The sequence below is a fragment of the Thermithiobacillus plumbiphilus genome, from assembly GCF_038070005.1.
Classification (GTDB): Bacteria; Pseudomonadota; Gammaproteobacteria; order Acidithiobacillales; family Thermithiobacillaceae; genus JBBPCO01.
In genome coordinates this window covers 1-24,716 of record NZ_JBBPCO010000005.1, presented here as the reverse complement: position 1 = coordinate 24,716, position 24,716 = coordinate 1, and the positions used below count along the sequence as shown (strand labels likewise).

27 protein-coding genes are annotated in these 24,716 nt (G+C 61.7%); 10 read left to right on the top strand and 17 right to left on the bottom strand.

Annotated elements, in window-relative coordinates; genetic code table 11:
- Positions 1-19 precede the first annotated feature (19 nt).
- Positions 20-1,750 (top strand): 2-polyprenylphenol 6-hydroxylase, encoded by a 1,731-nt coding sequence (gene ubiB, locus WOB96_RS06255; protein WP_341370425.1) that lies wholly within the window; start codon positions 20-22, stop codon positions 1,748-1,750.
- On the opposite strand, the gene WOB96_RS06250 is transcribed toward ubiB, so the two are convergent.
- From WOB96_RS06250 to WOB96_RS06220, 7 genes are all read right to left on the bottom strand, one after another.
- Positions 1,751-2,083 (bottom strand): hypothetical protein, encoded by a 333-nt coding sequence (locus WOB96_RS06250; RefSeq protein WP_341370424.1) that lies wholly within the window; start codon positions 2,081-2,083, stop codon positions 1,751-1,753. It lies immediately after the preceding gene.
- An 83-nt stretch (positions 2,084-2,166) separates the two neighbouring features.
- Positions 2,167-2,337 carry a CsbD family protein gene (locus WOB96_RS06245; RefSeq protein ID WP_341370423.1) on the bottom strand — a complete coding sequence of 57 codons (171 nt, stop codon included), beginning with the start codon at positions 2,335-2,337 and terminating at the stop codon, positions 2,167-2,169.
- Positions 2,338-2,426: 89 nt separating this feature from the next.
- Entirely contained in the window at positions 2,427-3,893 is a 1,467-nt protein-coding gene (ntrC, locus tag WOB96_RS06240; protein WP_341370422.1) for a nitrogen regulation protein NR(I), read from the bottom strand.
- A complete protein-coding gene (gene glnL / locus WOB96_RS06235) occupies positions 3,890-4,996 on the bottom strand; it encodes a nitrogen regulation protein NR(II) (protein WP_341370421.1) in 1,107 nt (368 codons plus the stop codon). Before glnL ends, ntrC begins: the two co-directional genes overlap by 4 nt.
- Positions 4,997-5,101: 105 nt before the next feature.
- Positions 5,102-5,608, bottom strand: coding sequence for a DUF4124 domain-containing protein (locus WOB96_RS06230; RefSeq protein ID WP_341370420.1), 507 nt, complete (start codon positions 5,606-5,608; stop codon positions 5,102-5,104).
- Between the two features lie 106 nt (positions 5,609-5,714).
- On the bottom strand, positions 5,715-7,130 hold the full coding sequence (gene glnA / locus WOB96_RS06225) for a glutamate--ammonia ligase (protein WP_341370419.1): 1,416 nt from the start codon (positions 7,128-7,130) through the stop codon (positions 5,715-5,717).
- A 173-nt stretch (positions 7,131-7,303) separates the two neighbouring features.
- On the bottom strand, positions 7,304-8,458 hold the full coding sequence (locus tag WOB96_RS06220; RefSeq protein ID WP_341370418.1) for a cation diffusion facilitator family transporter: 1,155 nt from the start codon (positions 8,456-8,458) through the stop codon (positions 7,304-7,306).
- Between the two features lie 193 nt (positions 8,459-8,651).
- On the opposite strand from WOB96_RS06220, the gene WOB96_RS06215 reads away from it, so the two are divergent.
- Both WOB96_RS06215 and WOB96_RS06210 read left to right on the top strand, forming a co-directional pair.
- On the top strand, positions 8,652-9,092 hold the full coding sequence (locus WOB96_RS06215; RefSeq protein WP_341370417.1) for a rhodanese-like domain-containing protein: 441 nt from the start codon (positions 8,652-8,654) through the stop codon (positions 9,090-9,092).
- Between the two features lie 320 nt (positions 9,093-9,412).
- Positions 9,413-9,934, top strand: coding sequence for a GAF domain-containing protein (locus tag WOB96_RS06210; protein ID WP_341370416.1), 522 nt, complete (start codon positions 9,413-9,415; stop codon positions 9,932-9,934).
- Between the two features lie 119 nt (positions 9,935-10,053).
- Here WOB96_RS06210 and WOB96_RS06205 read toward each other — a convergent pair whose 3' ends face one another.
- Positions 10,054-10,260 (bottom strand): cold-shock protein, encoded by a 207-nt coding sequence (locus WOB96_RS06205; RefSeq protein WP_341370415.1) that lies wholly within the window; start codon positions 10,258-10,260, stop codon positions 10,054-10,056.
- A 356-nt stretch (positions 10,261-10,616) separates the two neighbouring features.
- On the opposite strand from WOB96_RS06205, the gene WOB96_RS06200 reads away from it, so the two are divergent.
- From WOB96_RS06200 to WOB96_RS06190, 3 genes are all read left to right on the top strand, one after another.
- Positions 10,617-10,964 carry an ArsR/SmtB family transcription factor gene (locus tag WOB96_RS06200; RefSeq protein WP_341370414.1) on the top strand — a complete coding sequence of 116 codons (348 nt, stop codon included), beginning with the start codon at positions 10,617-10,619 and terminating at the stop codon, positions 10,962-10,964.
- A gap of 35 nt (positions 10,965-10,999) precedes the next feature.
- Positions 11,000-12,310 carry an arsenic transporter gene (locus tag WOB96_RS06195; protein WP_341370413.1) on the top strand — a complete coding sequence of 437 codons (1,311 nt, stop codon included), beginning with the start codon at positions 11,000-11,002 and terminating at the stop codon, positions 12,308-12,310.
- 79 nt (positions 12,311-12,389) lie between these two features.
- Positions 12,390-13,316 carry a MipA/OmpV family protein gene (locus WOB96_RS06190; RefSeq protein WP_341370412.1) on the top strand — a complete coding sequence of 309 codons (927 nt, stop codon included), beginning with the start codon at positions 12,390-12,392 and terminating at the stop codon, positions 13,314-13,316.
- Positions 13,317-13,323: 7 nt separating this feature from the next.
- Here the strand turns inward: WOB96_RS06190 and mdoH are convergent, their stop codons facing one another.
- The 9 genes from mdoH to cyaY form a co-directional block, all read right to left on the bottom strand.
- Positions 13,324-15,363, bottom strand: a complete 2,040-nt coding sequence (gene mdoH, locus WOB96_RS06185; protein WP_341370411.1) for a glucans biosynthesis glucosyltransferase MdoH — start codon at positions 15,361-15,363, stop codon at positions 13,324-13,326.
- The gene (locus WOB96_RS06180; protein ID WP_341370410.1) at positions 15,360-15,890 is read right to left on the bottom strand and encodes a hypothetical protein; all 531 of its coding nucleotides are present in this window, start codon (positions 15,888-15,890) and stop codon (positions 15,360-15,362) included. The genes mdoH and WOB96_RS06180 overlap by 4 nt, the downstream gene beginning before the upstream one ends.
- Entirely contained in the window at positions 15,887-17,437 is a 1,551-nt protein-coding gene (locus WOB96_RS06175) for an OpgD/OpgG family glucan biosynthesis protein (RefSeq protein ID WP_341370409.1), read from the bottom strand. Before WOB96_RS06175 ends, WOB96_RS06180 begins: the two co-directional genes overlap by 4 nt.
- An 8-nt stretch (positions 17,438-17,445) precedes the next feature.
- Positions 17,446-17,694 carry a hypothetical protein gene (locus WOB96_RS06170; protein ID WP_341370408.1) on the bottom strand — a complete coding sequence of 83 codons (249 nt, stop codon included), beginning with the start codon at positions 17,692-17,694 and terminating at the stop codon, positions 17,446-17,448.
- Between the two features lie 290 nt (positions 17,695-17,984).
- A complete protein-coding gene (locus WOB96_RS06165) occupies positions 17,985-19,346 on the bottom strand; it encodes a sigma 54-interacting transcriptional regulator (protein ID WP_341370407.1) in 1,362 nt (453 codons plus the stop codon).
- A gap of 26 nt (positions 19,347-19,372) precedes the next feature.
- Positions 19,373-19,708: a hypothetical protein gene (locus WOB96_RS06160; protein ID WP_341370406.1), complete on the bottom strand. Its 336-nt coding sequence runs from the start codon at positions 19,706-19,708 to the stop codon at positions 19,373-19,375.
- Between the two features lie 19 nt (positions 19,709-19,727).
- On the bottom strand, positions 19,728-20,411 hold the full coding sequence (locus tag WOB96_RS06155; protein ID WP_341370405.1) for a glutathione S-transferase N-terminal domain-containing protein: 684 nt from the start codon (positions 20,409-20,411) through the stop codon (positions 19,728-19,730).
- The gene (locus WOB96_RS06150) at positions 20,408-20,875 is read right to left on the bottom strand and encodes an EVE domain-containing protein (protein ID WP_341370404.1); all 468 of its coding nucleotides are present in this window, start codon (positions 20,873-20,875) and stop codon (positions 20,408-20,410) included. Before WOB96_RS06150 ends, WOB96_RS06155 begins: the two co-directional genes overlap by 4 nt.
- Before the next feature lie 9 nt (positions 20,876-20,884).
- Entirely contained in the window at positions 20,885-21,211 is a 327-nt protein-coding gene (gene cyaY / locus WOB96_RS06145; RefSeq protein WP_341370403.1) for an iron donor protein CyaY, read from the bottom strand.
- Between the two features lie 148 nt (positions 21,212-21,359).
- On the opposite strand from cyaY, the gene WOB96_RS06140 reads away from it, so the two are divergent.
- From WOB96_RS06140 to WOB96_RS06125, 4 genes are all read left to right on the top strand, one after another.
- A complete protein-coding gene (locus WOB96_RS06140) occupies positions 21,360-21,680 on the top strand; it encodes a hypothetical protein (protein WP_341370402.1) in 321 nt (106 codons plus the stop codon).
- A 6-nt stretch (positions 21,681-21,686) separates the two neighbouring features.
- Positions 21,687-22,127, top strand: a complete 441-nt coding sequence (locus WOB96_RS06135; RefSeq protein WP_341370401.1) for an ATP-dependent zinc protease family protein — start codon at positions 21,687-21,689, stop codon at positions 22,125-22,127.
- The gene (gene rimK, locus WOB96_RS06130) at positions 22,124-23,029 is read left to right on the top strand and encodes a 30S ribosomal protein S6--L-glutamate ligase (protein WP_341370400.1); all 906 of its coding nucleotides are present in this window, start codon (positions 22,124-22,126) and stop codon (positions 23,027-23,029) included. Before WOB96_RS06135 ends, rimK begins: the two co-directional genes overlap by 4 nt.
- Before the next feature lie 206 nt (positions 23,030-23,235).
- Positions 23,236-24,567, top strand: a complete 1,332-nt coding sequence (locus tag WOB96_RS06125) for a hypothetical protein (RefSeq protein ID WP_341370399.1) — start codon at positions 23,236-23,238, stop codon at positions 24,565-24,567.
- Positions 24,568-24,716 lie beyond the last annotated feature (149 nt).

Sequence of the window (24,716 nt, the reverse complement as noted above, 5' to 3'; positions counted from 1 at the left end):
ACGCGAGAGTGGTTCATGCATGTTGCGTAATCTGCTGTCCCCCAATACCCCCGGAACGGTTCGCACGGATCTGCGCAGCACCTTCCAGCGTGCCATGCGCCTGTTGCGCATCGTCCGGGTGCTGGTCAAGCACGGCCTGGATGAATGGATCTTTTCGGTGCCGGTGCTGCGACCCTATCGTTTCGTGCTGGCGCTCAATCCCATCTACTGGGTGGAGCGACGCACGGAAGGCAGCATCGGGCAGCGCCTGCGCCTGGCCCTGATCGAACTGGGGCCGACCTTCGTCAAGCTGGGCCAGGTGCTCTCCACCCGTCGCGATCTCCTGCCCGACGAGATCACCCGCGAGCTGGCACTGCTGCAGGACAACGTGCCGCCCTTTTCGAGCGAAACCGCGCTGGTCATCCTGTCGCAATCGCTGCAGCATCCGCTGGAAGAGGTGTTCAGTGATTTTCAGAGCGAGCCCGCGGCAGCGGCCTCCATCGCCCAGGTGCACTTTGCCCATCTGCGCGACGGTCGCGAGGTGGCAGTCAAGATCCGCCGGCCCGGCATCGAAACCGTGATCGAGCAGGACCTCTCGATTCTCGCCTTCCTGGCCGATCTGTTGGAGCGTTACACCGCCGAAGGTCGGCGGCTGCGCACCCGTGCGGTGGTAAAGGAATATGCCAAGACGCTGCTTGGCGAGCTGGATCTCCTGCGCGAGGCGGCCAATGCCAGCCAGCTGCGGCGCAACTTCGCCGAGTTTCCCGAGCTGCTCTATGTGCCGCAGATTTACTGGGAGTACTGCAGCCAGTCGGTGCTGGTGATGGAGCGCATCCACGGTATTCCGGTCAGCCATTATGAGGAACTGGCAGAAGCCGGCATCGATTTCGACCAGCTTTCGCGCCGGGCTGCCGAGATATTCTTCCGTCAGGTGTTTTCCGATGCCTTTTTCCATGCCGACATGCATCCGGGCAACATCTTCATCGATCCGATTAATGGTCGTTTCATTGCCGTGGACTTCGGCATCATGGGGACGCTGGACAAGGCGAGCCAGCACTATCTGGCGGAAAACATGTCAGCCTTCTTTCAGCGGGATTACTATCGGCTGGCGCAGGCCCACATCGAGGCCGGCTGGGTGCCGCCGGACACCAACGTGCAGGATTTCGAAACGGCCTTGCGGGCCATCGCCGAGCCGATCTTCGAGCGCCCCTTGAACGAGATTTCCGTGGGCAACCTGCTGCTGCGCCTGTTTCAGACCACGCGCCAGTTCAACATGCAGACCCAGCCGCAGTTGTTGCTGCTGCAAAAGACCCTGGTCAATGTCGAGGGTATCGCCCGCAACTTCAATCCTCATCTGAACATCTGGGAGATTGGCGCGCCGCTGCTGTCCACCTGGATGAACCAGCAGCGCGGGCCGCTGGCCTGGTTGCAGGAATTTCGCGATGCAGCCCCCAAATGGGGCCTGAACCTGCCGCATATCCCCAATTTGCTGCATGCCGCCCTGGATCAGGCCGTACATGGACAGCTTCAGATCAGGCTCAAGTCGGATCAGCCAGATGCCTTGCGACTGGAGATCCGGGTCGGCCTGCATCGGGTATTCATGGGAGTCGTGGGCGTAGGCTTGATCATCGCGGCTTTCGTGGCCGCGCAACTCGGACCGCAGGAATTCGCCCGCTTTGGCGGGCTGCCCTGGCCTTCCTGGATTCTGGGGCTGTTTGGTGCCTATACCCTGTTTCGGGTCTGGCCCTCGCGGATGGTGCCGGAGGAATGATCAGGCACTGATGCCGTGCCCCTTGCTATCCGGGTCCTGGGCATCGTAAGGATCCCTGAGGTGGATGGCCATGCTGTGTCCCCAGGCCCGCACGTCCGGGACCTGTACTCCCACCCAGTAAACCCGCCCAAGGCTGTCGGCGCAATAGCCGCCCACCAGTTCCTGGTCGGTATCGAGCAGGATGTTCTCGGCATAATCCCGGGCTTCCTGCGGGTCGCGAAAGGTCTTCCAGACGACGATCCGTTCTTCTAGCGGATCTTCCGGGAGCTGGCGTTCCTGACCCAGGAAGGCCTGCACAGCCAGGTCTCGTTCACGGTCATGATAACGGTTCATTGGTGTTCCCTCTGTTTTGGGCTCATCTCGCTGAAAACCCCCGCATCGCCACTTCGAGGACGATGCGGGGGTACGCGTAGACCTCAATGCTCGGTCTTGGCCTTGGTGTCCCCGAAGGTTTTCTGGGTCTTGCCGGCCACTTCCTTGGCGGTACCCTTCACCTCGGTGCTGGTATCGCCGCTCAGGCGACCGGCTTCCTTCTGGACCTTGCCCATGGCTTCCTTGCCGCGTCCCTTGATCTGATCACGATTCATGGTTCACCTCTTGGTTTGCGGCGCCAAAAACGCGCCTACAAGCGTTAAGACCCTCCTGGGTGGCTGCAAGTTCGTGATCCGTATCGGACTTAAGGACGCCGCGTTGCCTCTTCGGCCTGTTCCTGATCCTGCCAGTGCTCGTCCTCCTCGCCATGATCCATGCCCAGTTCCCGCAGCTTGCGGGTCAGGGTGTTGCGCCCCCAGCCGAGCTTGCGCGCGGCTTCCTGCTTGTGCCCCTGGGTATATGCGAGCGCCACTTCCAGCAGGGTGCGTTCGAAGCGCGGACCGGCCTCTTCCAGCAGGTTTTCCTGGCCTTGGCGCAGCCGCATCCGCGCCCAGTCCGCCAGCACCAGGTCCCATTCCCGGTGGGTCTGGATGGCTATCGCGGGCTCCCCAGCCTTGTCGGCGCCGTGAATCTCGGGTGGCAGGTCATGTACCTGCACCACCTGGGCCGGTGCCATGACCGTCAGCCAGCGACAAACGTTCTCCAGTTGGCGCACGTTGCCCGGCCAGCCAAAGCCTGTCAGCGCCTCCTCGGCCGCGGCACTCAGGCGCTTGCGCTCCACTCCGAGCTCCTGGGCGCTTTTGGCGAGAAAATGCCGGGCGAGCTGTGGCACGTCCTCGCGTCGCTCGCGCAACGCGGGCAGCTGAATGCGGATGACGTTCAGACGGTGAAAGAGGTCTTCGCGGAAACGGCCTTCCTGCACCAGCCGCTCGAGATGCTGATGGGTGGCGGCAATCACCCGCACATTCACGCGGATGGGGGTGTGACCACCGACCCGATAGAACTCGCCATCGGCCAGCACCCGCAGCAGACGCGTCTGCAGGCCGGCCGGCATGTCGCCGATCTCGTCGAGAAAGAGCGTGCCGCCATTGGCCTGCTCGAAGCGGCCATGGCGCTGACTCACGGCACCGGTGAAGGCGCCACGTTCGTGGCCGAACAGTTCGGATTCCAGCAATTCCGCCGGTATGGCGGCGGTGTTGATGGCGATGAAGGGGGCATTGGCCCGTGGGCTGTGGCGGTGCAGGGCATGGGCGACGAGTTCCTTGCCGGTACCCGACTCGCCGTTGATGAGCACGTTGATATGTGAGCGCGACAGCCTGCCGATGGCCCGAAAGACCTCCTGCATGGCCGGCGCTTCCCCCAGGATCTCGCGGGGCGCGAAGCTCTCGGAGGGCTCTTCCTGGGCGGGAGACTGATGTTCCATGGCCCGCCGGGCCAGACTGATGGCCTCATCCACGTCGAAGGGCTTGGGCAGGTATTCGAAGGCCCCGCCCTGAAAGGCCGCCACCGCGCTGTCGAGATCCGAATGCGCGGTGGTGATGATGACGGGCAGATGCGGCCACTGTTTCTGGATGCGTTGCAGCAGATCGAGCCCGTTCATGCCCGGCATGCGCACGTCGCTGATGATGGCGGACGGCTGTTCGCGGTGGAGGCGCTCGATGATGCCAGCGGCACTGGCGAAGCTTTCCACCGGGATGCCCGCGCCTTCCAGGGCCTTTTCCAGTACCCATCGAATGGAATGATCATCATCTATGACCCAGACGGGCTTCATGCGCTCGGCTCCTCGGTTTGCATGGGCAGGATGACACTGAAGCGCGTCAGGCCCGGTTCGGATTTCAGTTCCACCGTGCCCTTGTGGCCCGCCACCAGTGATTGCACGATGGATAGCCCCAGGCCCATGCCGTCGGGGCGGCCGGTGACCAGTGGCAGGAAGATGCGCGACTGCATTTCAATCGGAATGCCGGGCCCGTTGTCCTCGACTTCGGCGCAGACCGCCAGCCGGTGGCGGCGTGCGCCGATGGTGAACTGCCGTACCACGCGGGTGCGCAGGAAAATGCGGCCTTCCTGTCCCAGGGCCTGCACCGCGTTGCGCACCAGGTTCAGGAATACCTGAATGAGCTGTTCGGCATCTGCCGGAAACTCGGGGATGCTCGGGTCATAATCGAAGCGCAGATCGATGCCGGTCGGCAACTCCGGCTGCACCAGCCGGCGCACGTATTCGAGCACGTGATGAATATTGCAGGGCGCCAGTCGCGGCCGGTCCTGGGCACCCTGCAGGCGCGTCAGCAGCCGGCTGAGGCGGTCTGCCTCCTTGATGATGATATGGGTGTACTCCTTGAGGTTGGCGTCTTCCAGGTGGCGCTCCAGCAATTGCGCCGCGCCCCGCAGACCGCCCAGCGGGTTCTTGATCTCGTGTGCCAGCCCCCGGACCACTTCCTGGGTGGCCACATGCTGGGTCAACAGCATCTCTTCCTGCGAGACCCGCAGGTGCCAATCCTGGCGCACCAGCTCGATCAGGACGCGCGCGCCTGTGGAGGCCGTCGGCAGGGCAAGCGACAGTGGCGAGACATAGAGATCGACCAGGATCTCGCCCCAATGGGAAACGCGCAGGGACTGGCCGCGATGGGTGACCGGCGCCTGCGAATGCAGCACTTCCTGGAACTGTCCCCTGAGCACCGGGGATACCTCGATCAGGGATGAGAGTCTTTGCCCATGGCTATGGCGCAGGCTGGTCTTGAGCAGGTCCTCGGCAGCCAGATTGAGATAACAGATCCGCATTCGCTCGTCGACGACGAGGATGGCGGTGCTCAGGGCTTCCAGGACGGCTTCCACCGGGAAATCCGGCTGGCTTTCATTTGGAGTCGGGATGGTCATAGCCTGAGATTAGCAATATCCATGCCCGGAAAAGGCGTCCGTGCGCCCTGCGTAATGACCAGAAATCCCGCATTCCGGACGGGCCATGCACCATTATGGTGCGTGTTACTGCCCGGAACTGGTGGGTGTCGGTGTCGGTCGGGACTCGAGCTCTTGCATCTGGCGTTCCAGCAGCAACACGCGCTCCTGGGCCAGTCGCACGCGTGCCTCCAGCGCGCTCACCCGCTCCAGATAACGCACATAGTTGCGTTCATTGCCGTAACGCACGGCGCGCCCGGTTTCGTAGGCCTGCAGGGCATTGATCAGGCTCAGGCGGGCAGTATCCAGCTCGCGCTGCACTTGCTCCCGCGCCTTGGTCCTGGATGCCTGCTCGGGGTCCGGAGTCTCGGCCTGTGCCGGACTGCTCGGCGCGGTCGCGCCTTCGGTATTGGTTTTGGGAGCGACCACGTTTGCCCCGGCATCGCCCTGAATGCGTTGTACCTGCCGCGCACCCGCTGGCGGCTTGCCGCCATAGTGCACGCTGCCCTGGCTGTCCAGCCAGCGATAGACGGTGTCCGCCACGGCGGGGGTGGGCAGGGTGACCAGGATAAGCGGAATCAGGAATCGGCGCATGGGGTCCTCCGGAGCTTTTTCTAATGATAGCCTGAATCCTGTGCTGGCGGGGTGACAGACGAAAAAAGGCCCCGTTGCCGGGGCCCTTTGCATCTGAAGGAATCCCTCAGAGGCTGTAGTACATGCGCATTTCCACCGGGTGCGTGGTCATGTTCACTTCCTGCACCTCGGCACGCTTCAGTTCGATGAAGGCGTCGAGCATGCTGTCGGTGAAGACGCCGCCCTTGGTCAGGAAGGCGCGGTCGGCGTCCAGGGCGTCGAGGGCCTCGGACAGCGAGCCGCAGACCTGCGGGATGGACTTCTTCTCCTCGGCCGGCAGGTCGTAGAGATCCTTGTCCATGGCTTCGCCCGGGTGGATCTTGTTCTGGATGCCGTCGAGACCGGCCATCATCATGGCGGTAAAGGCCAGGTAAGGATTGGCGGTGGAGTCCGGGAAGCGGACCTCGATGCGCCGGGCCTTGGGATTGGTCACATAGGGAATGCGGATCGAGGCGGAACGGTTACGGGCCGAGTAGGCCAGCATCACCGGGGCCTCGAAGCCCGGCACCAGGCGCTTGTAGCTGTTGGTGGACGGGTTGGTGAGGGCATTCAGGGCCTTGGCGTGCTTGATCACGCCGCCGATGTAGTAGAGTGCGATTTCGGACAGGCCGCCATAGCCGTCGCCGGAGAACAGATTCTTGCCGTCCTTGGCCAGAGACATGTGCACGTGCATGCCGGATCCATTGTCGCCGACGATGGGCTTGGGCATGAAGGTGGCGGTGTGGCCGTAGGCATGGGCCACGTTGTGCACCACGTACTTGAGGATCTGCACCTCGTCGGCCTTGCGGGTGAGGGTACCGAAGGACACGCCGATCTCGTTCTGATTGGCGGTGGCCACTTCGTGGTGGTGTACCTCGACCTTCAGGCCCATCTCTTCCAGGGCTAGGCACATGGCACTGCGGATATCCTGGCTGGAATCGACCGGCGGCACGGGGAAATAGCCGCCCTTGACCGTCGGACGGTGGGCCATGTTGCCGTTTTCATATTCCTTGCCGGAGTTCCAGGCGGCTTCCTGGGAGTCGATCTTGTAGGAGCAGCCGGACATGCCGATCTCCCAGGTCACGGAATCGAAGATGAAGAATTCGTTTTCCGGGCCGAAGTAGGCGGTGTCGGCGATGCCGGTGCTCTTGAGGTAAGCCTCGGCGCGCTTGGCAATCGAGCGTGGATCGCGGTCATAGCCTTCGCCGGTGGCGGGCTCGATGATGTCGCAGCGCACGATCAGGGTGCTTTCATCCATGAAGGGGTCCAGGACCGCGCTGCTCGGGTCCAGGCGCAGGATCATGTCGGACTCGTTGATGTGCTTCCAGCCGGCAATCGAGGACCCGTCAAAGGCCTTGCCTTCTTCGAAGGCTGCCTCATCCAGTGCGTGGGCGGGCATGGAGACATGCTGTTCCTTGCCCTTGGTATCGGTAAAGCGCAGATCGACGAACTTGACTTCGTTGTCCTCGATCATCTTGAAAACGTTTTTAACGGCATCAGCCATTGCTAGCTCCTGTCAGGACGGGTTCCACGGTTACGCGAGCACAAAAGCAGAATTTGTGCCAAGGCGCGATCTTTGTCAAATGTCTTGTATCAGTGCGATCCTGCCTGCTTTCGGTGCAGATCGCGTGCACACATCTGGTGCATTTCAGACCATGTTGCACCATGAAAGTGCATTCACGCGGTTTCGCTGCGCCAGAGGATCTGCACGTCTTGGGCGATCCCGCTTGCCAGCAAGGTATCGCGGATCTCGGTGGCCAGCAGCTGCAATTCGTCGAGTGAACCACGCGCCGGCAGAAAATAACAGAGTTCCAGCAGCAGCCTGCCGGATTGATAATGCAGCAGCAGGTTCTCCGGTTGGGGAAGCCGATGCTCGGCCAGCGCGCGCTGCAGTCGAAGCTCTACCTCGCTGCGCGGTGGCAGCAAGGGGGCATCCGTCTCATCATTCTCGGGATCGATATGGATGGTGGCCTCGCTCAGATCCGGCACCGCCTCCAGTAGCGTCCGCCGGACCCGTTCGGCGATCTGGTGGCCTTCCGACACGCTCAGTCGGGGCGCGACCTCGATATGCACCTCGGCGAGTGCCTGCGGCCCCATGCGCCGGGTCTTCAGCAGGTGCAGGTCGGTCACGCCTTCCACGCCGGTGATGAGCTTGCGGATGCGCGCCAGCTGCTCCGGGCCCAGGCCGCGATCTACCAGCTCCTGCAGGGCCTCCCAGGCCGTCATGGCGCCGATGCGCAGCACCATGAGCCCCACCAGGATGGCCACGGTGGCATCCAGATAGGGCATGCCCATCAGGGTGCCTGCAATGCCGATGAATACCACGATGCTGGAGATGGCATCGGAACGGTGATCCCAAGCATTGGCCTTGAGCGCTGGCGAGTGGGTCAGCCGTGCCGCGCGGATGGTGTAATGATACATGCCTTCCTTGATGAAAATGCCCAGCAGTGCTGCGAACAGGGTGTAGCTCTCGGGCGTGCTGAGCTCGCCATGATAAAGCCGCTGGACATTGTGCAGCGCCAGCCAGATGCCGTTGATGGCCAGCAGCAGGCCGATGCCGAAGGCCGCCAGGGTCTCGAAGCGCTCATGGCCGTAAGGGTGTTCCTCGTCCGGGGCCTGACGGCTGAAGTACATGGCGATCATCAGCCCGAAATCATTCAGGAGATCCGCGAGCGAGTGAAAGGCGTCGGCGATCAGTGCCTGGGACTGCCCGAGCAGGCCGATGACCAGCTTGATGGCGACCAGCAGCACGTTCCAGGCCGCGCCAACGATGGTCACCCGCTGATTGATGCGCCCGCGTGTCTCGCGATCCAGCCTGGCTGTCTGCTTCATGGTTGCCCTTGATGGGGAAGAGCAGACATGATAACGAAAACCGGGCGCATTGCTAAGCCATTTGTCGGAAGTGGATTGACTGCTGGTGATATCGCGCCACACTTCTTGATGAGCAGCCATTCCGGCTAGGGAGGGAACCACGATGACAGTCCCCGATACTGCAAATCAGGAGCTTTCCAAGGCAATTGATGCAATGGCCATTTTCGAGCGCGCGGCGACCCGGGCGCAGGAAGCCGGCCATGCTTACGCGGGTGATCTGAGCCCGGTCGAGGCATTTGCCCTGTTCAGGGCAGTGCCCGGTGCCCGCCTGATCGATGTGCGGACCCTGCCCGAGGTCGAATTCGTCGGCATGGTGCATGACAGCCTGCATATCCCCTGGCAGATCTACCCCGAGATGCAGATCAATCCAGCCTTTGCCGATGAAGTTCTGGCGCGGGCCAGTTCCGATGATGTGCTCATGTTCCTGTGCCGCAGTGGCGCGCGTTCGGTGGCAGCCGCGACTTTCATGACGGCCCGGGGATGCTCGCGCTGTTACAATGTGCTGGAAGGCTTCGAGGGCGGCAAGGATGCCCAGGGCCGGCGAGGCTTCAAGGAAGGCTGGAAGGTGGCCGGCCTGCCCTGGGTCAATCTCTGAGCGTCCTGAACAAGGGCCATGGCCTGCTGAATATCAGGCCATGGTCGGTGGTCAGGCCGACACGCATCCCCTAAGCTGGACTCCTGTTTGCGGGCTTCCCGCCTTCCTGTTTTCTGGTTGCAGATGCTGTGCGCAGTCGGTACCGGTGAGCAGCATCTCCTATGACCTACATTTTGTTCATTTTGTCATAATCCTCAATGCTTGCTGTCTCTTGCTGGCCGGGTCAGCAAACATCCTGAAAGGTCTCTGCTCATTCCCAAGAGCATCTCGCATGCCCATGGCTTCTGACCACGCTGGCATCCGGCGATTGAGAGGGAAATATGTCTTACTATCAGACAACGGTCATGACCGCCCGACACCTGTTGCAGAATGGGGGTGTTCGGCTGGCCTTGCGGTATCTCAACAGCAGGACGCCTCACCGCTTTACCGCCATATTCCGTTTCGAGGAAGGCACCCTGCGCAACCTGCACCTGATCGACCGGCTGGATCCAAAGGTGGAACGCTGCCCGGATCTGCCGGTGCTGGAATCCTACTGTCTTTTTGTGCGTGACAGCGGTTGTATCTTCCTGACCGAGGATGCGCTGCACGATACGCGCGTCGCGGGTCATCCCAAGCAACGTGTGGTGCAGTCATACTGCGGCGTACCGCTATTTGATGGGGATGATCTGTTCGGAACGATCTGTCACTTTGACTATCGCTCGATTCCGTTCAGCAAGGAGGATGTCTGGGTGCTGGAGGAGGTTGCCCCGATGTTGATCCGGGCAATTCGAGCCGGTGAGTGGGTACCGGACAGAGCTGCTTTTACGGAGGGGGGTGGTCTGATGGACAGGGGTACGGTCTAGGCCGGCTGTTTCGGGCCTGTGTGTCCTGATCTGAGTCGCGCAGTCCTGTCTGGCGCGGTTTGCGGGCAGGGGCTCCAAATGAAAAAAGCCCGGCGAACCGGGCTTTTGTTGCGAGCTGCTTAATCCAGAGCCTGGATGTTGGCTGCCTGCTTGCCTTTGGGGCCAGTGACCACGTCAAAGGACACCTTCTGGTTTTCGCGCAGGGTCTTGAAACCGCTGCCGGAAATCGCAGAGAAATGCGCGAACACGTCTTCGCCACCATTATCGGGGGTGATGAAGCCGAAGCCCTTGGATTCGTTGAACCACTTTACAATGCCAGTTGCCATGATAAATATTCCTGAATATTGACTGAAGAATTGGGCAGAGCCCGCGTTACACGAGAATCAAGACGATGAGATGAGAAGTTGAAGTACCGACTGGACACAGGGTAACTGCGAACGATCAAACCCAAGACTTGAAAATCCCTGCCAGTATATGCCCACCAAGCCGAAAGCGCAAGGCCTTGATCAAAAACTCCTGAGCCTGTCAAGCCATGGCGGAAAACGCATTCTAGACCCGGCTCTGGCCCTTTGCGTGTGACCTAAGTCTGAGTCTGGGGGGGCTTTTTCATCCAGGCCAGATGCTGATTAACCAGTGCGTATCCGTCTTGCCATATATATGGGCATTCGAATATATTCGGGCCATGGAAGCCACTACATTTTATAGCCTGCTTGCCGATGATACACGCCTGCGCATCCTGCACCTGCTGCTCGATGGCGAGTCGCTTTGTGTCTGCGAACTGACGGCGGTGCTCGGCTTATCCCAGCCAAAGATCTCCCGCCACCTGGCGGCATTGCGCATCGCGGGCGTTCTGCTGGATCAGCGGCGCGGCACCTGGGCCTATTACCGTTTGCACCCTGAACTGCCTGGCTGGGCGCTGGACGTGCTCAAGGCAGGCTTTGCGCACTGGGGCGAGTTGTCGCCGTTCTTGACGGATAAACAGCGCGCCCGCGCCCTGCGGCTGGAAGACCCCTGCGCTCGGGGCGCATAAGCGGCGCAACCCGGCTGTCTCTAAAAAGGAAAATCATGCTGACCGCCATGCTCGTCTTTCTCTTTACCCTGATTCTGGTGATCTGGCAGCCGCGAGGCCTGGGCATTGGCTGGGGGGCGTTGATCGGTGCGGTCCTGGCGCTTGCAGTCGGGGTGGTGAGCCTGCCCGATATCCCGGTGGTCTGGCAGATCGTCTGGAATGCCACCTTTACCTTCGTGGCGCTGATCATCATTTCCATCATTCTCGATGAAGCGGGATTCTTTCACTGGGCGGCGCTGCACATCGCGCGCTGGGGTGGGGGACACGGGCGGCGGCTGTTCCCGCTGGTGATCCTGCTCGGGGCCGGGGTATCAGCCTTCTTTGCCAACGACGGCGCCGCTCTGATCCTGACCCCGATCGTCATGGAGATGCTGCTGGCGCTGGGCTTTGGCCCGGGGGCGACCTTTGCCTTCGTGATGGCGACCGGCTTCGTGGCCGACAGTACCAGCCTGCCTTTCGTGATCTCCAATCTGGTGAATATCGTCTCGGCGGATTATTTCAATATTCCCTTCGATCAGTATGCCCGGGTCATGGTGCCGGTGGACATTGCCGCCATTGTGGCGACCATGGCGGTGCTTGGCCTGTATTTCCGCCGTGATCTGCCGGCGCAGTACGCGCTTGCAAATCTTGCCCATCCCGCCAGCGTGATCCGCGATCCGCTGGTGTTCCGCTGGAGCTTTCCGATACTGGGATTGCTGCTCTTTGCCTATTTCTTCAGTGGACCGCTTGGCGTGCCGGTATCCCTGGTGGCGGGTCTGGGCGCGCTTTTCCTGCTGGCCCTGGCCGGACGCTGGTGGCGGAGCGGTCAGGCAGGCGTCATTCCAGTGCGCAAGGTGCTGCGCGAGGCGCCCTGGCAGGTGGTGCTGTTCAGTCTGGGCATGTATCTGGTGGTCTATGGCCTGAAGAATCAGGGACTGACGACAGAGCTGGCCCGCGTCCTGGAGGCGCTTGGGGGGCAGGGCATGCTCGCTGCAACCCTGGGCACGGGCTTCCTCTTTGCCGGTCTGTCCTCGGTGATGAACAACATGCCCACGGTGCTGATCGGTTCCCTGGCCATCCACGACGCGCAAGGGCTGTCTGAAGGCGTGCGCCAGGCCATGATCTATGCCAATGTCATCGGCTGCGATCTCGGGCCCAAGATCACGCCCATCGGCAGTCTTGCCACCCTTTTGTGGCTGCATGTGCTCGATCGCAAGGGTTTTCACATTGGCTGGGGGCGCTACATGGCCATGGGTCTGGTGCTGGTGCCGCCTGTGCTGCTCCTGGTTTTGCTGGCGCTCGTGGCCTGGCTGCCGCGCGTTTTTTAAGCAAGGCGTTGACCAATCCCATGAAAAGCTCGCAAGCGGTGGTGGATGCAACGGGGCCTTGCTTCGGGAGGTGCAAATTTTGAAGCAGAAGTTTTCCTGGCTGCTCGGCCTGGCCTGCTGGCCGGGGCTGGTGTTTGCGGCAGTGGTACCAGAGATCCCGGTTGGCGCCGAGGCCGTTGCTGCGGCTGCCACGACGCCGGCACCGAAGGCGGCAGAACCCGCTCTGCCACGCTGGGAGCTCGGCCTGGGCACGGCGGTATTGAATACGCCGGATTACCGGGGGGCCGATCAGGGGCAAACCTATGTGCTGCCCTTGCCTTATGTCATCTATCGCGGTGAGGTCTTGCGCGTGAGCCGCGGTGGTGTCAAGGGCACGCTGTTCCGCTCGCAGCGCCTGCATCTGGACATGAGCCTGAATGCCTCCACGCCGGTGGAAAGCGAAGGGAATGAAGCCCGTCGAGGCATGCCGGATCTCGATCCGAGCTTCGAGCTCGGGCCCTCCCTGCAGGTGGTATTGCGCAAGACCTCCGGCCCATTGCCAGGCATGAGCCTGCGCCTGCCGGTACGCGGCGTGCTGGCGGTGGCCAGGGATTTTGGCCGGGCCGAATACGTCGGCTGGGTGGCGGCACCTGATCTCAGCCTGAACTGGCAGGGAGAGGGGCGCAGGCCATGGCGGGCGGGCATGACACTCGGGCCGCTGTTCGGCGATCGCAGCTATCACGATTATTACTATTCGGTGGATCCGGCCTTTGCCACTGCGGATCGCCCCGCCTATCAGGCCCGTGCAGGCTACAGCGGCATGCGCCTGGCCGGCGCGGTGACCAGACGCTTGGACAAGATCTGGGCTGGGGCCTTTTTCCGCTATGATGATCTGTCCGGGGTGGTCTTCGAGGACAGTCCGCTGCTGCGGGAAAAACACGCCCTGATGACGGGTTTCGGCATTGCCTGGGTATTCGCCGAGTCACGCGCGAAGGCGAGAACACCGGCCAGTGAACCGGAGCCCTGAGCAAGTCTCAGGCACTGATTGGCAGGTAGGCCGGGTTCTCGGCAGCAGGCGTGGCTGGCTTCTCCCACAAGGTCCAGTGCAGGTAGAGGAGGCTTTCCGGGGCGCGCAACAGGCGCATGATTTCGGTCTCACTCAGCGCTTCGGGGCCTTCGTCGCGCACGCGGACCTCCAGTGTTGCCAGGGGCTGGCGCGGCTCAAGGCCGCTTGGTGAATCGAGCCGCAGCATGGCCACGTGCAGGGCGTTGAGGCTGGGATTGATCAGGACCTCGCGCAGGGCCTCGGATGCGGTTTCCGGCAAGCCAGCGTAGTGCTGTCGATTGAGCGTGCGCAGTAGCTTCAGGGCATAGGGCGGACAGCTTTCCTCGGGCGTCAGAAAGATTCCCAGGGCGCCGAGCCCGCGGCCCAGGCGCGCACTGCTGCCCATGACAGCCAGTGGCGCCGCCAGTACCAGCCCCAGCAACACCGGCGAGAGCCACAGGAAAAAGACCGGGTCCAGGCGCCAGGCCAGCAGGCCCCAGCCAATCCCGAGCAGGGATTCGAAACGAAAGTACCGGAAGGCCTCCGCCCAGCCGAGCCGCCGGTCCTGGCGACGCTGCGAGCCCCAGCGCGTGTCCTTGCCCGACAGGGTGGCCAGCACGAAGCGGCTGTGCGCCACCATCAGCACCGGCGCCATCAGCGCCCCCCAGAGCGTTTCAATCAGCACGCCAAGGCCCAGCGCCGCAGTCCCGCCAAAGCGGCGCAATTCCATTGGCTCGCGCAGAAGCAGCAGGGGGCCGAAAAGCTTGGGCAGCAGCAGGAGGATCAGAGTATAGGTGAAGATGCCGCTCGGCAGTGCCGCGACGCTCTCCTCGATGGGATCGCCGATGGCGGCGGCGAAGGTGCCGAGCAGCAGCAGCATGGCCCAGAGCGGCGCGCTCAGATAAGCGAGGATGCCATTGAGAAAATGCACCCGGCTCATGGGATGCAGGCCCTCGGCCAGCAGCAGTTTGGCGTGCTGGAGATTGCCCCGGCACCAGCGCCGGTCGCGCGCGAGATGATCGGGCAGGGTCGGCGGGGTCTCCTCGTAACTGCCGCGGATTTCGGGCGCCAGCCAGACCTGCCAGCCGGCGCGGCGCAGCAGCGCGGCTTCGACAAAGTCGTGGCTGAGGATGGGGCCACCCAGGGGCACCCTGCCCGGCAGTTGTGGCAGGCCGCAATGCGCCATGAACGCGGCGGTGCGGATGATGGCGTTGTGGCCCCAGTAATTGCTGTCGCCGAGCTGCCAGAAATGCAGTCCGGCGGCGAACACCGGCCCGTGCAGTCGCTGGGTGAACTGCTGGGCGCGGGCAAAGAAGGTCTGGCGGTTGACCGCCATGGGAATGGTCTGGATCAGCCCGACCTTCGGATTGCGCGCCATCAGTTGCACCAGCTGCACGATGGTCTCACCGCTCATCAGGCTGTCGGCATCCAGCACCAGCAGAAAAGGATAACGCTTGCCCCAGCGGCGACAGAATTCCGCGACATTGCCGGCCTTGCCTTCGTGATTGATGGTCCGGCGGCGATAGAAGATGCGCCCGAAGGCGTTGAGCTCGCGACAGGTCTCGGCCCAGACCATTTCCTCGGCCACCGCGCTTTCGGGCTTGCGGGAGTCGCTCAGGACATGGAAATCGAAATCATCCAGTCGTCCGGTGGCGCTCAGCATCAGGTACATGGCGCGGATACTGGCAAATACCTGACTGGGATCTTCATGATAGACCGGCATGAGAATGGCGGTGCGCCCGGGATTGCTCACCGTATGTCCGGCATCACCGGCCAGCAGGGTATAACGATCTCCCCGGCGCAGCAGGCTGACGAAACCCGATGCGGCAACCCAGAAGCCAGCCGAGATCCAGGCCAGCAGAACGCCGAACAGCACCAGATAACCCAGCCGCAACATGCCGGGCAGGGTATCCGGCAGGTACTCCGCCACCAGCATGGTGCTGAGCCAAGTGGGTGCGAGAATCAGCCCGGCCAGCATTAGCCGCCGATGTCCGGCTACCGTGCGCCAGTCGGCCGGGCTGGTGCTCATGATTGCGTCACCCAGCGCAGGGCCATCCCGCGGAGACGGGCCAGCAGCGCGCTCATCCATCCATCCGCTCCGCCCAGTGGCGAGCAACTCAGTTCCTGCACCGGCATGTGGCCAGGGGTTTCCGGCGCCTGTGCCACCAGTTGCCAGGGGGTATGGCCCGCTGCCAGATCCATGCCACCAGGCTCACCCTGCATCAGCCAGGCCTGCAGACGCCAGGCGGTATCCGCTTCCAGAGACGCCAGGTCGGCCTGCCGCTCGGTCATTTCCGTGCGCAGGCTGTCCAAGACCCGGGACATGACCGCCTGCGGCTCGATCTCGCCCGCTGCACTTGCCCGTTCCAGCACGCGGATGATCCAGTCCTGCTTCACGTCCTCGGAAAGCGGTAGATAGTCAAGGTACTGACGCACACGTTCGATGGCCTGCTGCCAGAAAGGGGAATCCGGCAGAAGCACGGCCTGGTCGCCATATGGCGCCAGCAGCCAGCGTCTGGCGGATAAAGGCTGGTCAAGCAAGTTTGTGCGGTTCATGATTCGAGATAGCTCCAGGTTTCGGTTAGCGTTTCACTGCCCTTTCTCAGAAAGGCGCGCAGTTCCAGCGGCCCTGCTCCCTGGGGCTGCACCTGAAAGCTCAGGCGCCAGCCCCCCGTGGCGGGATTCTTTTCGATCTGTTGACGAATCACCCTGCCAGTCCTACCCACCCACACATCTGCATCCACCGGGCTGCCCGCCGCCAGGCCATCGAGCTTGCCGCCCTTGAAATCAATGACATAGCGCCTCGTGCCGGGCAGGTCCCCGGCGCCGCGCCGGGTCGCCAGCACGTATCCCCCCCGAGGCTTCTCCGCGGGCCGGTAGCCCCAATCAATCCGATAATCCAGATCCATGGCTTCGCCCTTCCCAGGTTTTTGTGCCGGCGTCCAGAAAGCGACTACGTTATCGTTGGTTTCGTCCGGTGTCGGGATCTCCACCAGGCGCACCTCACCCTGGCCCCAGTTGCCCAGCGGCGTGATCCAGGCGCTCGGGCGGCTTTGGTAATGGGCCTCGAAATCCTGATAGTGATCGATGTCCCGGTCGCGCTGCAGCAGGCCAAAACCCTTGGGATCCTGGAGCTGAAAGGCACTGACGCGCAGTTCCCGGGGGTTGCTCAGAGGGCGCCAGACATGCTCGCCGCTACCGTTTTGCAGGGCCAGGCCATCGGAATCATGGACTTCGGGCCGGAAATCATTGAATGGCCGCAAGCTGTTCTCGCCATGCAGGAACATGCTGGTCAGGGGCGCGATGCCGAGCACTTCCGGACTGCGCCGGAAAAACAGCCGGGCATGTACCGTCATCGCGGTGTTGTCGCCGGGCTTGATGTCAAAGCGGTAGGCGCCGGTGACACTCGGCCCGTCCAGCAGGGCATAGAGCCGCATGGCAGTCGCGCCGGGCTTGGGCTTTTCCAGCCAGAAGCTGCGGAAAACCGGGAACTCCTCGCCCCGGGGCTGGGCCGTATCGATGGCGAGTCCGCGCGCCGACAGCCCGTAATGTTCATTGCGTCCCAGCGATCGGAAGTAGCTCGCCCCCAGGAATACTGCCACTTCATCGAGGTAGTCGGGGCGGTTCAAGGGATAGTGCAACCGGAATCCGGCGTAGCCGAGACTGCCGGGCATGGGTTCGGTGAAGTGATTCTTGCCGTAATCAAAGCGCTTCACGGAAAATGGCACGAGGTGCTCGCGGCCGTTTTCCAGGACGTGGATCTCGACACTGCGCGGAAAGAATGCGCCGGGATGGAAAAACTGCGCCTGGAAGGGCAGGCCTTCGCGTCGCCACAGGGCTTCAGATGGCCGGTAGCGAATGTCGCGATATTGATCGTAAGTGAGCAGCTTCAGGAAGGTCGGCACCTCGGGTGCTGCCTGATAGGGTTGCCGCGCCAGCTTTTCGGCCCGCGCAACGAGTGTCTGGAAGTCGAAACTGGCCGCAGCACCAGCAGAAAGTGGCAGCAGGCCGGAAATCAGATACAGGATCAAGGACAGTTGGCGGCCGGCGGAACCGCCCGACCGCGCTGTCTCTTTCGCCCGCCTGGCAGGCATTGCGCGCATGTTTCTCGTTATCCGTCGAGATTCTGAGAGCCGCCAGGGGTCTTGGCTGCCTTGGCCAGTTTGGCTTCGGCCTGCGGCATGACCACCTGCCGACTGCTGCTTCCGACCAGCAGATAGACCCAGACACGCTCGCGCAGACGCATCTTCCGGGGGGCAAGCCGCGGGATGCCAGGACGGCGAAACCGCAGACTACGCGTGGCAAGGCTCATGAACATCAGGGCACCGAGCAATTCCGGCAAGGGCATTCCATGCAACATACTACCTCCTGTGTGGTTCGGATCCGGCGCTGGCCAGTCCGACCGTTTTTGTATGACGCTTAGAGCTGCACTGCGATCAGGATGAAGCAAGGGGCGTGCCAAGATTGGATGCCTGCGCCCAGGCCATTGAATTGACGGGTTTATTGCGCGGATGGCTGATTTGGGCGTGGTCCGGATAGCCTGAATCTGTCGCCTTTTGACGACGGGAGGGCATTTTAGGCCTGAAGAAACGTTGATGCCTGGCGGATATGTGCTAAATGCTGGCCTGAGCTGTCGCCATTCGGCGACAGCTATTCGGCCGTGTCCTTGAAGAGGGCGGCATCGAGCTGGTGTTTTTCCAGCAGTTTATAGAACTCGGTACGATTGCGCCGGGCCAGTTGCGCGGCCTGGGCGACATTGCCGTGGGTGGCCTGGAGGAGCTGCACCAGGTAATCGCGCTCGAAGGCCTTCTTGGCCTCGGCCAGGGGCAGGATGGGAGTGGGGCGGTCGCGCAGGGCCTGATGAACCAGGGGGGCAGCGATGATGGGGGAGGGCGACAACACCACCAGTTGCTCCACCGTGTTGTAGAGCTGGCGCACGTTGCCCGGCCAGGCGGCCTGGGACAGCAGCAACATGGCCTCGGGAGAGAAGCCTCGCACCTTCTTGCGGTTCTTGTCCGCCAGCAGGCGCAGGAAATGATTGGCCAGCAGCGGGATGTCCTCGCGCCGGGCGGACAGGGGCGGCAGCTCCAGCGGCACCACGTGCAGCCGATAATAAAGATCCTCACGGAAACGCCCGTTCTGGATCTCGATGGCAAGATCACGATGGGTGGCCGAGATGATGCGCACGTCCACGTCCACGGTCTGGGTCGAGCCCAGCGGGCGTACCTGGCGTTCCTGCAGCACGCGCAGGAGCTTGGCCTGCAGCGCGAGCGGCATGTCGCCGATCTCGTCGAGCAGCAGGGTGCCGCCCTGGGCGGCCTGGAACAGGCCCGGATAGTCGCTGGTGGCGCCGGTAAAGGCATTTTTGCGATAGCCAAACAGCTCGGATTCGAGCAGATTCTCCGGCATCGCCGCGCAATTGATGGCCATGAAGGGCTTGTCGCGGCGCAGGCTGGCCTTGTGGATGGCCTGGGCCAGCATCTCCTTGCCCGAGCCGGATTCGCCATGCAGAAACACGCTGGCATCGCTGTCGGCCACCAGCCGCGCCAGTGCCAGCAGATTTTCCATGGCCGCGCTGCGGCCAATGATGTCCGCCCGCCAGGAATCCTCCTGCGAGGCATTCGCCGGCTGCGGAACGCCGCCGAGCTGCATGGCCTGCTCCACCTGCTTGAGCAGCTCCCGGCCGTCGAAGGGCTTGGTTAGAAAGGCGAAGATGCCCTGGCGGGTGGCACTCACGGCCTCCGGAATCGAACCGTGGGCGGTCAGCATGATGACCGGCAGGGCCGGCAGGCTGGCATGAATGGCGTTGAACAGCTCCAGGCCATCCATGCCGTCCATGCGCAGATCGGTGATCACCAGTTGCACCGGATGCTGCCGCAACAAAGCCAGCGCCTCTTCGCCGCCGGTGGCGGTAATCACTTCATAGCCGGCCGCCCGCAGGCGCATCGACAGCAGGCTGAGCAGGTCGGTCTCGTCATCCACCAGCAGAATGCTGCCATTTGTGCTACGCATGGTTCCTCGCTGGTGTCATGCTGTCCTTAGCGCTTCTGGGTAAGGATCTCGTTGTCAAAGGCCTTGTCGATCTGCTGGGACATCATCAGCACCTTGCGAAAATCCTTCGGGTCGGCGTCATCCCGCATGGTCTGCAGGCGCAACTGCCCCAGCGAGTTGATCACCGCATGGCGCTCCAGCGCACAATCAAGATCCGTGCAGTCATTGCCATTGTAGATATCCACCAGGGCCTTCTCGACGATTTTGTCATCGAGCTGACCGGCCTGGGCGGCGGCCAGGGTGGCGCCGGGATCCTCGTTCACCAGCAGGATGGGATAGTCGAGCAGGTCTTGTAGTGCATTGAGCAGTTCGGCGTAGGTCATGGTGTCCTCTTTTTTGGAATCAGGTGGCGTGCTGCAGGCCGGCGTCGAGATCCTCGTGGCAGGCCTCGGCCACTCTCTGGAAATAGTACATCAGATCCAGGGGCAGGGTGACGCCATCGAGGAGGCGCAAAAGCTGGAAGTCCGCAGTCAGCAGGATGTCGATCAGCGACAATTGCCCGGCGTAGAAGCGCTTGCGGGCGAGCTGACTGCTTAGGGCCCTGAGCTGCCCGAGCTGTTCGAGCTGGCGATAGCCGTCATAACGGTCATTGGACAGGGCCTCGGGAATCTGGCCAAAGTGCCGCTCGCATTCCGCCTTGTAGAGCGCCAGCGCCTCCACGTCCCCGCCGATCTCGGCAAAGCCGGGCCGCACCGGGGCAATGAGCCGTTCCAGCAGCGGTGCCAGGCGCGCATGCCAATCCAGAAAGGCCTGCCACTCGGCAGCATCCACCAGGCCATCGAGCAGGGCCGGCTCGGGATGGCGCCGTTCCAGCTCCAGCAGCAAGGTCAGGCTTTGATTGTCGCGGCTGCCGTCCGGCCATTCAAGGATCGGCAGCACCCGATCATAGCCAAGATCCAGCGGTGTCCCGAAATCGGTGTAGGCGAGCGGGCGGCTCTCATAAGCCAGCCCCTTGGCCCCGAGCGCCAGGCGCAGGCGCATGCAGTCCGGCGAGGACCAGTGATGATAGAGCGTGATCCCGCTCATTGCCCGGCCAGGGCGAGCACGATCTGCCACTCCGCGGGCGTGACCGGCATGATCGACAGGCGATTGCCGCGCCGCACCACCGGATTGGATTCCAGCCCCGGCGTCTGGCGCAGTTCGTCCAGGCTCACCGTGCGCGGAAAGGCCCGCACATAGCGTACTTCCACCAGATCCCAGCGCGGATTGGCGGGGTCGGAACAGGGATCATAATGGCTGTTCCCGGGATCGAACTGGGTGGGGTCGGGGTAGGCGCTGCGCGATACCTCGGCCAGCCCCACCACCCCCGGCAGCGCGCAGTTGGAATGATAGAAGAGCACGCCATCTCCAGGCTGCATGGCGCGCATGAAATTGCGGGCCTGATAGTTGCGCACGCCGTCCCAGGGCTCGATCTGCCCCGGCCGCATAGCGAGATCCTGCAGGGAAAACTCGTTCGGCTCGCTTTTCATCAGCCAGTACTGCTTCGTCATGGATGCTGCCTAGTCCAGCCGGATGGTCGTACCAAGCTTCTGGCTCATGGCGCGCTCCAGCACCCGCTCCAGCACCTCGCCGCTGCGATCATCACGCCAGCTCTGGCTTTCCGCGTCAAAGCTGAAGTGCGCCGGACCCAGGGGGCTTGCCAGCCAGATCTGACGCGCCGGAGACTGCTTGTTGATGATGATCTTGCTGCCATCCTCGAAGCCCGCCTGCAGCACGCCGTTGATCAGATCGAGCTCCATGTCCTCGGCGCCCTCGGCATTCTCCATCTTGTCCATGATGGCCTGAATGGCGTTTTCCGCGATCAGGTCGAAGTTGTTTTCGCTCATGCCTGGATTCTCCCTGTGTGGCCGGACCCCTTGTGAGCGGATCGCCGGCCACTTCATAATGATGGTGTGGACCACGCGACGGCACGCGCGGTCCTTTCCCTGAATAATGCCGGTCGCGCCCGGTATGGGCAAGTCTCAGGTGGACAGCATGACGGAAAATGCAGTGCAGCAGGATCTCAGCCCCGAAGCAATTGCAGCGCGCTGCCAGGAGCTCTATCAGGACCCGAGGATTCAGGGCAAGGGCTGGATGCCAAGACTCTTCTGGCGGCCCAATCCCGTCGAGCCCAGGGACTATTTCGGCAGCCTGCGGGTGGATCCCTGGGAACTGGAGGTGCTGTTCGCCACCATCCTCGGCGAGCCCTCGCATTGCCAGGCCGCGCTCGAACAGCAGCGCCCTGGTCGGGCGGGCTTCATCATCCGCTCGATTCGCCATGGCGAACTGCCCCTCATGACCTTCCGGGCGCCCTGAGTCGCCATGTCGCCCACGCCGCGCGTGCTCGGCTGGCGGGAGTGGGTGAGCCTGCCGGAACTCGGCATCCCCGCCCTCAAGGCCAAGGTCGATACCGGCGCCAAGACCTCCGCCCTGCACGCCTTCAGGATCGAGCGCTTTCAGCGCCGCTCCAGCCCCTGGCTGCGCTTCTGGCTGCATCCCCTGCAGGAAAACAATCTGCTGGTGGTGCGTTGCGAGGCGGAACAGGTCGATGAACGCTGGGTCAGCGACTCCGGCGGTCATCATACCCTGCGCCCGGTGATCCTGACCCCGGTCTTTCTCATGGGCGACGCCTGGCCCATCGAAATCACCCTCACCAATCGCGAAACCATGCGCTTTCGCATGCTGCTGGGCCGCAGTGCCCTGCAGGGCCGCTTTTTGGTGGACCCTGAACAATCCTTTCTCGCCGGAGCCCCTGAGCCGTGAAGATCGCCATCCTCTCGCGTAACCGCAAGCTCTATTCCACCCGCCGCCTGGTTGCCGCCGCCGAGGCGCGCGGCCACGAGGTGCATGTCATCAACCCCCTGCGCTGCTACATGAACATTACCTCGCGCAAGCCCCAGGTGATCCACGGCGGCAAGGTCCTGAGCGGCTTTGACGCCGTCATCCCGCGCATCGGCGCCTCCATCACCTTCTACGGCACCGCCGTGCTGCGCCAGTTCGAGATGATGGGTGTCTATTCGGCCAATGAATCCGTCGCCATCGCCCGCGCCCGCGACAAGCTGCGCTCCCTGCAATTGCTGGCCCGCGCCGGCGTCGCGCTGCCGATAACCGGCTATGCCAATTCGCCCAGCGATATCGATGACGTCATCCGCCAGGTCGGCGGCCCACCGCTGGTCATCAAGCTGCTGACCGGCTCGCAGGGAATCGGCGTGGTGCTGGCCGAGACCCAGCAGGCCGCCGAGAGCGTGATCGACGCCTTCATGGATCTCAAGGCCAACATCCTCGTGCAGGAATTCATTCAGGAGGCCAAGGGTGCGGATATCCGCGCCTTCGTGCTCGGCGGCAAGGTGATCGCCGCCATGCGCCGCCAGGCCAAGCCCGGCGAATTCCGCTCCAACCTGCATCGCGGCGGACACGCCGAAATGATCCAGCTCAGCCCCGAGGAGCGTGCCCTGGCCGTGCGCGCCGCCCGCACCCTGGGCCTGAACATTGCCGGCGTGGACATGCTGCAATCCGCCAGCGGCCCGCTGGTGATCGAGGTCAACTCCACCCCCGGCCTGGAGGGCATCGAAACCAGCACCAATGTGGATGTTGCCGGGAAGATCATTGAGTTTATCGAAAAGCATGCAAAGCCGGGTAAGACTGCGACAAAGGGGACGGGGTAGGGGTGGGGCTGGGAAAGTGCAAGACGGTGATTATAGGACAGGGTGGGTGGCCCCGGCGTAATTGCCTTTTTTATTTGGCCGTATGACAATGTTTAGGAAGCCGCGGACTTGGTTGGCATGGCAGCTGGAGTTGTTGGATGCCGGCTTGGGGTAAAATAACGTGGCAATTAGGGCGCATAATGCAAACTTATGTTTAGGATCAGTGAATGGCCAAGGTACTAATTGATAACGCCACCATATCCAGTGTTCAGCGAGCATTGGGCAAAGCCCCACTCAAAGATCCTGCATTGCTGGATATTGAGCACGTTGCATTGGCCAGATTTTGTGAAGCCGTCCTTCTCAATGACGGTGTGGTTGTTCCAGACAACTACAAGGCTGAGCTAACCGCAAGCAGGAAAGCGTTTATTACCGGGGAAGCTTTTAGCTTCCAGCCATTAGGGGATGGTGAGGACGATTCAATACGTGAGGTTTGTTCTTCTCTTGCACCCGCTTGGAAAGAGGCGTTTCGCGCAGGGTCAGATCGGTCACTTTTTTCCGAGTACTTCTCCCAGATTGATGCATATAGCAACTTCATCTGGGAGTATGCCAGTTCAGAATTCTTCTTGGTCTTTCGAGCGCATGGAATAGAAAAAGACAGTCCTTTGATTGAAGCTGTTCTTGCCAGTCCTGCCGATGAGACGCTTGGGAAAGAGCTTAAGATTATCGGCACTGATGGCAAACCAGTGGCTTGGGAAAAATTGTCAGGGCACGTCCAAAGAATGCTTTCTGTAATGGGATGGTTGGGCCATCAATATATTTGGCATCAAGTCTTTTCAGCTCAACATGACTGCTCATATATGCCCCATCCATTGCGAGATTTCTTTGCATACGATTTTCTCAACAGAATTCAACTTGGTTCAAATAGCAAGGCCGCTTTCGCAGATGCCTTTGGTGATGGTCTGGGTAAATTCCAAGGAAAAGTTCGCGACTCACTCGCCGCTCTAGGTGCAGAGGGGGCTCCAGTGTGCATCAATCTTCCTGGCTTCCTTCCGCTTCTTGTCCGTGAAAGCGCGAGCCGAGATGATTTCATAACGGTTCTCCATCAGATACGAAGTGAAGCGGATGTAATTGAGCTTCGTCAGACGTTGGAGGCTATTCAAATCGGTATCGCTGAGGGTAATTACAAGCCTCTGGCTCAACTAAAGCGAGACATTGAAACAATCGGCAGAAATCTTCTCATCGAGAGAGGGCTGGAAGATCGATTTATTAAAATTACGCCGCCAACTACTTTGCTTGGCGTTAAGGTCGATGGTGATGATTCTTCGATAAAATTACGCATACCGTCAGTTCTGTATAAGCAGTTCTTCGTTGGGAGAACGTATCGTGCATTTGTGAAACGTGTAATGGAGGAGTTGGCTGTTCCTGCTCAATATGGCGCCATCAAAACAAAATTGAATGATTGGGCATGGATCAAGGAGGACAAGTTCCCAAAATTTTATTTAAAGAAAGACAAAACGCCATCGTTATTTCATAAACCCTTTCGTTCATCCGCTTTGTAATCCGATGTGGTAAACGTAACGTGGCGCTCAACCTCGCTCCATTCGGTCGCTGGACGCTGTGCAAAAATCGCGCAGCGCCGGTTAGGGAACCTCTGAACAAGAGCTGATTTTGGGTACATGACCCGGTGCTGGTCCATACCGGCCCAAAC